This is a genomic window from Streptomyces rectiviolaceus, from assembly GCF_039533825.1.
Taxonomy (GTDB): Bacteria; Actinomycetota; Actinomycetes; order Streptomycetales; family Streptomycetaceae; genus Streptomyces; species Streptomyces rectiviolaceus.
Genome location: NZ_BAAAUG010000038.1, coordinates 117,474 through 125,608, shown reverse-complemented (window position 1 = coordinate 125,608; position 8,135 = coordinate 117,474). Strand labels below are relative to the sequence as shown.

Sequence of the window (8,135 nt, the reverse complement as noted above, 5' to 3'; positions counted from 1 at the left end):
GCCTGGGCGGGCTCGTGGGCGCCGGTCAGCTCGGCCAGCTCGTCGGCGTTCGGCTTGACGATGTCGGGGCGGGCGGCGACGCCACGGCGCAGCGCCTCGCCGCTGGTGTCCAGGAGCACGGGGACCTTGGCGGCGCGCGCGGCCCGTACGAGGGTCGCGTACGCGCCGACCGGGACCCCCGGCGGAAGGCTCCCGCAGAGCGCGACCGCCGACATGCCGCGGCGCAGCAGATCCTCGTACGACTCGCGGAACGCGGACCACTCGGCGGGCGTGACCGTCGGGCCCGGCTCGTTCAGCTGTGTGGTGTCGCCGCTCGCCGCGTCGACGATGGCGAGCGTGCGGCGCGTGGCGCCCTCGACGGGTGCGAGCGCGTCCGTGACGCGGGGCTCGCGCGCGAGGCGGTCGTGCAGGACGCGTCCGGTGTCGCCGCCCGCGAAACCGGTCACCGTCACGTCGTGGCCGAGGGCCGCGAGGACGCGGGCGACGTTCAGGCCCTTGCCGCCGGGCCGTTCGATGACCTCGGTGACGCGGTGCGAGGCGTGCGGGGTGAGGGTGGGGACGCGGTAGGTGATGTCCAGGGCGGCATTCAGCGTGACTGTGAGGATCACTCGCCACCCACCCCCGAACTCACTGGAGAACGCGCTTGCTGTCGGCCTCTTCCGGGGTCTGATCATGCCAAACAGAAGGCGGTTGGCCCAGAGGTCCGGGCCAACCGCCTGCTGTTTGTTGCCACTTCAACGGGGCCGCAACGGGTGGTGAAATCACCCGAGTTGGGCCTAATTGGGCGCAACCACCCACGCACCCTTGCGCATGACGCCCACCAGGTCGAACTCCGCGTCAAGGACCACCAGGTCGGCGTCCTTGCCGGGCTCAAGCGAGCCGACCTTGTCGTACATGCCCAGGAGCCTGGCCGGGTTGGCGGAGATCGCCCGTACGACGTCCTCGACCGGGAGGCCGTCGACGGTCACCGAGCGCTTGAACGCGCGGTCAAGGGTGAGGGTCGAGCCCGCGATGGAGCCGCCGTCGACGAGGCGCGCGACGCTGTCCGCCACCTCGACCTCCAGCGGGCCGAGCATGTACCGCCCGTCGCCGAAGCCCGCCGCGTCCATCGCGTCCGTGATGAGCGCGGTGCGGGCCGCGCCCGCGTGGTGGAAGGCCAGCTCGAACGCGGCGGGGTGCAGATGCGTGCCGTCGTTGATCAGCTCGACCGTGATCCGCTCGTCCTCCAGGAGCGCGGCGATCGGGCCCGGCTCGCGGTGCCCGAGGCCCGGCATCGCGTTGTAGAGGTGCGTGGCGACGGTGGCGCCCGCGTCGATGGCCTCCACCGTCTGCTCGTACGACGCGTCCGTGTGGCCGATGGCCGCGATCACGCCGTGTTCGGCGAGGAGACGTACGGAGTCGATGCCGCCCGGCAGCTCGGTGGCGAGCGTGAACATCTTCGCCCGGCCACGGGCCGCGTCCATCAGCTTGCGGACGTCGGCGGGGTCGGGGTCGCGCAGGAGCGCCTCGCTGTGCGCGCCCTTGCGGCACGGCGAGATGAAAGGACCCTCGAAGTGGATGCCCGCGATGTCGCCCTGCTCGGCCAGCTCGGAGAGCACCCCTGCCCGCTGGGCGAGGAAGTCCATCTCACCGGTGACGGTGGAGGCGACGACGGTGGTCGTGCCGTGCAGGCGGTGCGTGTGGACGCCCTTGAGTACGTCCTCGACCGTGCCGGAGGTGAAGGAGGCACCGCCGCCGCCGTGGTTGTGGATGTCGACGAAGCCCGGGACCACCCAGTGACCGGGGGCGAGGTCGACGATCTCGGCATCCGCGGGAGCGCTCCCGGTGATGCGCGTGCCGTCGACGATCACACGGCCGTTGGAAAGGGTCCCGGTGGGCAGGACCACCTGAGCACCGGCGAGGACCTTGCTAGCGGCCATCAGGCGGTTACCTCCGTGGAATCGGGGTCGGGGTCGGGATCAGGGTCGGGGTCGGGGTCGGTCGGGGCATCGGGTTCGCCGAGGAGATCCCAGGCGAGCAGGCCCGCGCCCAGGCACCCGGCGGTGTCCCCCAGGGCGGCCGGGACGATGAGGGGCTGGGTCTGGAACGTGACGATGCGTGCCGTCATGGCCGCCCGCAGGGGTGTGAACAAGGTTTCCCCGGCCTCGGCGAGACCGCCACCGATGATCAGGGTGTGCGGGTCCAGGAGGGTGAGGGCCGTGATGAGGCCGTCGGCGAGCGCGTCGACGGCGTTCTGCCAGACCTGCCGCGCCCGCGGGTCGCCCGACTCCACGGCCTTCGCGCAGTCCGCGGCGTCCGCATCCGGGTCGCCGCTGGCCGCCGCCCAGGCCTCGCTCACCGCGGAGGCGGAGGCGAGCCGCTCCAGACAGCCGCGCTGGCCGCAGCCGCAGGGCGGTCCTCCGGGGCGCACGATGATGTGCCCGATCTCGCCCGCGGAGCCGTGGGCGCCGGGCTCGATGCCGCCGCCGATCCCGATGGCCCCTGCGATGCCCGTCCCGAGCGGCACGAAGAGGAAGCGGTCGGCGCCCTTGCCCGCGCCGATCCGTCCCTCGGCGAGGCCGCCGGTGCGTACGTCGTGACCGAGGGCCACGGGTACGCCTTCCAGCCTGCGGCTGAGCAGCTCCCGCATGGGGACGTCGCGCCAGCCGAGGTTCGAGGCGTAGACGGCGATGCCGCGCTCGGTGTCGACGATCCCGGGGACCGCGACGCCGGCCGCGGCCGCGGGTTCCCCGAATTCTTTGATCCCGTGGGCGCGGAGGTCGGCGGCGAAGTCGAGGATGGACTCGACCACGGCGTCGGGCCCGCGTTCCCGGCCGGTGGCCCGCCGCGCCTCATGGAGCAGCGCGCCGTCCGCCCCGACCAGGGCGGCCTTCATTCCGGTGCCGCCCACATCGAGGGCGATGACGTGTCTCACGGGGGACAGTCTCGCGCGTCGGCCGCGAGAGGTCTAGTCCACTTCGGGTAATCGCCGGTCTGCTCCGGTGGGTGGGTGACCCTAAACCGCCGCTTCGCGGCGGATGTCTCCCACCCACCCACCCGTCTGCCCCGCAGTACCCGACTAGCCCAGGATGACGCTCCGCGTCAGGTTCCGGGGTCGGTCCGGGTCGAAGCCCCGCGCCTCCGCGAGGGCCACGGCAAGGCGCTGGGCGCGGATCAGGTCAGCGAGAGGATCCGCCTCCTCGCGAGCGACAAGCTCACCGCCGACGCGAGCCACATCACCGGCCAACCCCTCCGGCAGCACCCCGAACATCCACGCCACCCGGCCGGGCCCGGTGATGGAGATCGGCCCGTGGCGGTACTCCATCGCCGGGTACGACTCCGTCCACGCCCCCGCCGCCTCCCGCATCTTCAGCGCGGCCTCGAGGGCGAGCCCGTACGTCCAGCCGCGACCCAGGAACGTCCACTGCTCAGCGGCCAAGACCGCCGGAGGCAACGGTTCCGACACCGCGAGCTCCGCGTCGACCGCCGCCTCGGCGACCGACTTCACGCCGGGGATGTCACCGAGCCCGGCCCGCAGGAAGGCGAGGGCGGTCGTCGCGAACCGGGTCTGGACGACCGACTGCTCGTCCGCCCAGTCCAGGACCGCCACCGAGTCGGCCGCGTCCATGACCGGCGTCTTCGGGTCGGCGGTCAGGGCCGTGGTCGGTACCACGCCCTTCAGCTCGCCGAGCAGCTCCAGGACCTCCGTCGTCGTACCCGACCGGGTGATGGCGACCACCCGGTCGTACTTCCGCCCCGCGGGGAACTCCGATGACGCGAACGCGTCCGTCTCGCCCTGCCCGGCGGCCTCGCGCAGCGCCGCGTACGCGATGGCCATGAACCACGACGTCCCGCACCCGGTGACGGCCACCCGCTCGCCCGGCTCCGGCAGTCCGTCGAAGGTGAGAGCGGCATCGGCCGCCCGGTGCCAGCAGGCGGGCTGGGTTGCTATCTCTGTTGCGGTACGCGACATGCGTCAAGGCTCCTTGCCAGTGCGGAACTTCACGACGTGCTCGCCGACACTCGGTCGACACTCAAGGGAACGTGACGTGCTTAGCAGCAGCTCGACCCCCACGGCAATGGTGGGACGTCAGTAGTACGCCGTTGCACAAGCGATACTGAGGTGGTGTAGACCTTGCGTCCATACGCGAGGGAAAATCGCAGTTCACATAGATCTTCGAGGGTGGGAACAGCTGTGCAGCGGCGCGCGACAGGACTGACCGCGGCGATAGCCGCACTGGGCATGGCGGCGGTACTCGCCGGCTGCGGTGGTCCCGGCGATTCAGGCGACGTCACCCTCAAGCTGGTGGCCGCCGACTACGGCGACTCCAAGGCCAACAGCTCCCAGAAGTACTGGGACAAACTCGCCAAGAAGTTCGAGGCCGAGAACCCCGGCATCAAGGTCGACGTCAGCGTCTACTCCTGGACCGACGTGGACCGCAAGGTCAAGGAGATGGTCAAGGCGGGCGACGCCCCCGACCTGGCCCAGATCGGCGCGTACGCCGACTATGCCGCGCGGGACAAGCTGTACCGCACCGAGGACCTGGTCTCCATCTCCACCCAGGCCGACTTCATGGCTCCCCTCGCCGAGGCGGGCGAGGTCAAGCGCGTCCAGTACGGCATGCCGTTCGCCTCCTCCACGCGCCTGCTCTTCTACAACGAGAAGATCTTCAAGGACGCAGGACTCACCCCGCCGCAGAGCTGGACCGACCTGGCGGCCGACGCCAAGGCGCTCAAGGCGCGCGGCGTGAAGATCCCCTACGCCCTGCCGCTCGGCAAGGAAGAGGCGCAGGCCGAGACGATGCAGTGGCTGCTCAGCGGTGGCGGCGGCTACACCGACAACGTCGGCACGTACGACATCGACTCCACGCAGAACGTGAAGACCTTCACCTGGCTGAAGGACGAGCTCGTCGGCAAGGGCCTGACGGGCGCCACGCCCCCCGCCAAGCTCGACCGCGCCGAGGCCTTCGCCGCCTTCACGCGCGGCGACGTGGGCATGCTCAACGGCCATCCCACGCTGATGCAGATGGCCGCGAAGAAGGGCGTGAAGTACGGCATGGTGCCGATGCCCGGCGTGAACGGCCACGCCCAGTCCACGATGGGCGTCGCCGACTGGATGATGGCCTTCAAGCAGAAGGGCCACCGCGAGGAGATCGGCAAGTTCCTCGACTTCGCCTACAGCACGAAGAACGTCCTGGACTTCTCGCGCGAGTACGACCTGCTGCCCGTGACGAACTCCGCCGCCGAGGAGATGACGGGCAACAAGAACGACAAGGCGCTCGCCGAGTTCCTTGACGAGCTGCCCACGTCGCAGCTGTACCCGGTGGGCAAGACGTCCTGGGCGCAGGTCTCCGTCGACGTCAAGAAGTACATCGGCAAGGCCGTCGACACGAACGGCAATCCGGCGTCGATCCTCAGCCAGCTCCAGACCAAGGCGGCGACCGAGGAGAACGCGGAATAGCGTGTCGGGCATGACCGATGCCACGGAAGACGACGCGTTCCCCGACACCGGGCTCTCCGAGCGCGACCGCGCGATCCTCGCCCTGGAGCGCCGCGACTGGGTGACAGGTCCCGGCGCGAAGGAGCGGGCCGTGCGCGAGCAGCTCGGCCTGGTGCCGGTCCGCTACTACCAGCTCCTGAACGCCCTGCTCGACGACCCCCGCGCCCTCGCGCACGATCCGGTGACCGTCAACCGGCTTCGGCGGGTTAGGGAGTCCCGGCGCGGGGAGCGTTGAGCGTAGGGTCTGGCCCATGGGTGACCTTGAGTACTCTGCCGAGCTGCCCGAGCCCGTGACCCCCGCGGGGCGCGAGGGCCTCGCCGCGCTCCTCGCGCGCCCCGGCAAGGCCGTGATCGCGCTCGACTTCGACGGCACGCTCGCGCCGATCGTGGCCGACCCCGAACACGCCCGCGCCCACCCGGGCGCCGTCCCGGCCCTCTCCGCGCTCGCGCCGAAGGTGCTGTCCGTCGCCGTCGTCACCGGGCGCCCCGCGGGCGTGGCGGTGCGCTACGGCGGCCTCGCGGGTGTCCAGGGCCTCGAACACCTCGTCGTGCTCGGGCACTACGGCGCCGAGCGCTGGGACGCCGTCTCCTCCACCGTGCACGCGGCCGAGCCGCACCCCGGCGTGGCGTCCGTGCGCGCCGAACTGCCCGGCTTCCTGGACACGATCGGCGCCTGGCGCGGCACGTGGATAGAGGAGAAAGGCCGCGCGGTCGCGGTCCACACCCGCCGCGCACGCGACCCGCAGGCCGCCTTCGAGGCCCTGCGCGAGCCGCTCGCCGAACTCGCTTCCCGCCACGGCCTGATCGTCGAACCGGGCCGTCTGGTCCTGGAGTTGCGCCCCCCGGGCATGGACAAGGGCGTGGCCCTCGCCGACTACGTACGCGAAGTGGGCGCCGAAACCGTCCTGTACGCGGGCGACGACCTGGGCGACCTGCCCGCCTTCGCGGCCGTGGAGAAGCTCCGCTCGGACCAGGTGCGGGGCCTGCTCGTGTGCAGCGGCAGCGCGGAGGTCGCGGAACTGGCCGAGCGGGCCGACCTGGTGGTGGAAGGACCGCAGGGCGTAGTGGAGCTACTCGGGGCGATCGCCGCTCAACTGGACTGATCAGCACCGAGGTTGGGCGGGTCGGGGATCGGATTCCCGAAGTAGTCGCGGGTGGTCCCGTCGTCGACCGCCGTGCCCTGACCGCGAGCCGGTGAGCCGGGCTTCAGGCGTACGTCGCCGGGGGCGCCGGGGGTGCGGGAAAGGAAGCGCGGGTCGGCGTTGACGCCGGTGGTGTCGCGGGGCTGCGAGGTGCGCCAGTACAGGTTGTTGCTGAAGGTGCTGACGGTGTCCTTGATGGGGGATCCGGCACCGGGCGCGCCCACAAAGATGTTGTCGCGGAAGGTGACGCCGGTGGGCCCGTTGTTGGAGACGATGGCGGTGTCGGCGCGATGCGTGACCACGGTGTTCCGATAGACCTGCGTATCGGTCGCGGCCCCGCAGACGACGGAGATCACCGCGTACGGAGAGGCCGTGTTCCGGTCGTTGACGCTGATGTTGTCGTGGATGCGATTGCCGTCGCTGACCTTCCCCTCCCCATTGCAGACGAGCAGGAATCCGCCCTCGTTGTCGTGGCTGTAGTTGTAGCGGTAGGTGTTGCGCAGGTTCCCGCCGTCGATGTCGTACGCCATCGAGTCACGCGTCCCGTGGCCACCGGTGACCTCGTTGTACTGGTAGAGCGCGTCCTGCGACTCCCAGGCCCAGATCCCGGCGTTGTAGCCCGCCGAGCGCATGTTGAAGCCGTCCACGTAGTTGTGCTCGACGCGGGCCTTGCGGGTCTCATGGATGACGATGCCGTCGCCGCCGACGTCGTACGCCTTGTTCCGTACGAACTCCACGCCGCTGGAGAGGAGTTCGGCGTCGGCGTCCGTCCCGCTGCCCCAGGTCGACATGGTGCCGATGCCGGTGCGGTCGACGCGGCGGACGGTGGAGTCCTCGACGCGGAGTCCATGGAAACGGGTGGGGGTCTTGGTCCCCTGCACGACGAAGAGGATCCCGCCGGAGGGGTCCGGGTCCTTGAAGTCGGCGCCGTTCACGTCGTGGACGTCGACTCCGTCGACGAGGAAGTGGTCGGCGACGCCGTAATCGGTGAGCTGGACGTAGAGCCCTGCTCGGCGTTCGGTGGTGGTGGCGGGCCCGGTGTTGGAGAGATCGAGGTTCCGGATCTCCCACTGCTCGGTGTCGACGAGATGCAGGGCGGCGCGGGCGCCGTTCGCCTCGATGTGCGGCTTGGCGGCCTTCTTGCTTCCGTAGGCGTCGATCAGCACGGGGGCGCCGGCCGCACCCGCACCTTTGGGAGCCAGCACCCCCGTGCAGCTTGTGCCGCGCCGCAGCAGGAGTTTCTCGCCGGGGGCGTAGGTGTGGGCACTTGCCTTCTCCAGGCTGCGCCAGGCGGTTCCTCCGGTGGTCCCGGCCGCGGAGTCGTCGCCTCTTTCGCAGTCGACGTAGTACGTCGCCGCGTTGGCGGCGGCGCCGGGCGCGGCCGTGGCCGTTGCCCCTGCCAGGGCCAGGGCGGTGAGGGCCACGATGCTTGTGCGGCGTAGGGGCATGCGGGGAAGGTAGCGACCTGTGCGGTCAGCGGCCCATGGACAAACGTGGCCTGAGGTTGGACGGAT

At 70.8% G+C, this 8,135-nt stretch carries 8 protein-coding genes; 3 read left to right on the top strand and 5 right to left on the bottom strand.

The features are described 5' to 3' along the window. The 4 genes from ABD378_RS13105 to ABD378_RS13090 form a co-directional block, all read right to left on the bottom strand. A partial coding sequence (locus ABD378_RS13105; RefSeq protein ID WP_344520861.1) for a 1-phosphofructokinase family hexose kinase occupies positions 1 to 608 on the bottom strand: 608 nt, incomplete at its 3' end. A gap of 168 nt (positions 609 to 776) precedes the next feature. Next, complete coding sequence (gene nagA, locus ABD378_RS13100; protein ID WP_344520860.1) at positions 777 to 1,919, bottom strand: N-acetylglucosamine-6-phosphate deacetylase; 1,143 nt, start codon at positions 1,917 to 1,919, stop codon at positions 777 to 779. After that, positions 1,919 to 2,914, bottom strand: a complete 996-nt coding sequence (locus ABD378_RS13095) for an ROK family protein (protein WP_344520859.1) — start codon at positions 2,912 to 2,914, stop codon at positions 1,919 to 1,921. Before ABD378_RS13095 ends, nagA begins: the two co-directional genes overlap by 1 nt. A gap of 144 nt (positions 2,915 to 3,058) precedes the next feature. After that, positions 3,059 to 3,952, bottom strand: coding sequence for an SIS domain-containing protein (locus tag ABD378_RS13090; protein WP_344520858.1), 894 nt, complete (start codon positions 3,950 to 3,952; stop codon positions 3,059 to 3,061). Between the two features lie 222 nt (positions 3,953 to 4,174). Between ABD378_RS13090 and ABD378_RS13085 the strand changes: the two genes are divergently transcribed. Genes ABD378_RS13085 through otsB form a run of 3 tightly spaced genes read left to right on the top strand, consistent with a single transcriptional unit; the run spans position 4,175 to position 6,582 of the window. Then, positions 4,175 to 5,440, top strand: a complete 1,266-nt coding sequence (locus ABD378_RS13085; protein ID WP_453086969.1) for an extracellular solute-binding protein — start codon at positions 4,175 to 4,177, stop codon at positions 5,438 to 5,440. Positions 5,441 to 5,450: 10 nt separating this feature from the next. After that, the gene (locus tag ABD378_RS13080; RefSeq protein WP_344520857.1) at positions 5,451 to 5,714 is read left to right on the top strand and encodes a DUF3263 domain-containing protein; all 264 of its coding nucleotides are present in this window, start codon (positions 5,451 to 5,453) and stop codon (positions 5,712 to 5,714) included. A gap of 16 nt (positions 5,715 to 5,730) precedes the next feature. Further along, positions 5,731 to 6,582 carry a trehalose-phosphatase gene (otsB, locus tag ABD378_RS13075; protein WP_344520856.1) on the top strand — a complete coding sequence of 284 codons (852 nt, stop codon included), beginning with the start codon at positions 5,731 to 5,733 and terminating at the stop codon, positions 6,580 to 6,582. On the opposite strand, the gene ABD378_RS13070 is transcribed toward otsB, so the two are convergent. Then, complete coding sequence (locus tag ABD378_RS13070; protein ID WP_344520855.1) at positions 6,570 to 8,069, bottom strand: right-handed parallel beta-helix repeat-containing protein; 1,500 nt, start codon at positions 8,067 to 8,069, stop codon at positions 6,570 to 6,572. The genes otsB and ABD378_RS13070 overlap by 13 nt on opposite strands. Between the last annotated feature and the right edge of the window lie 66 nt (positions 8,070 to 8,135).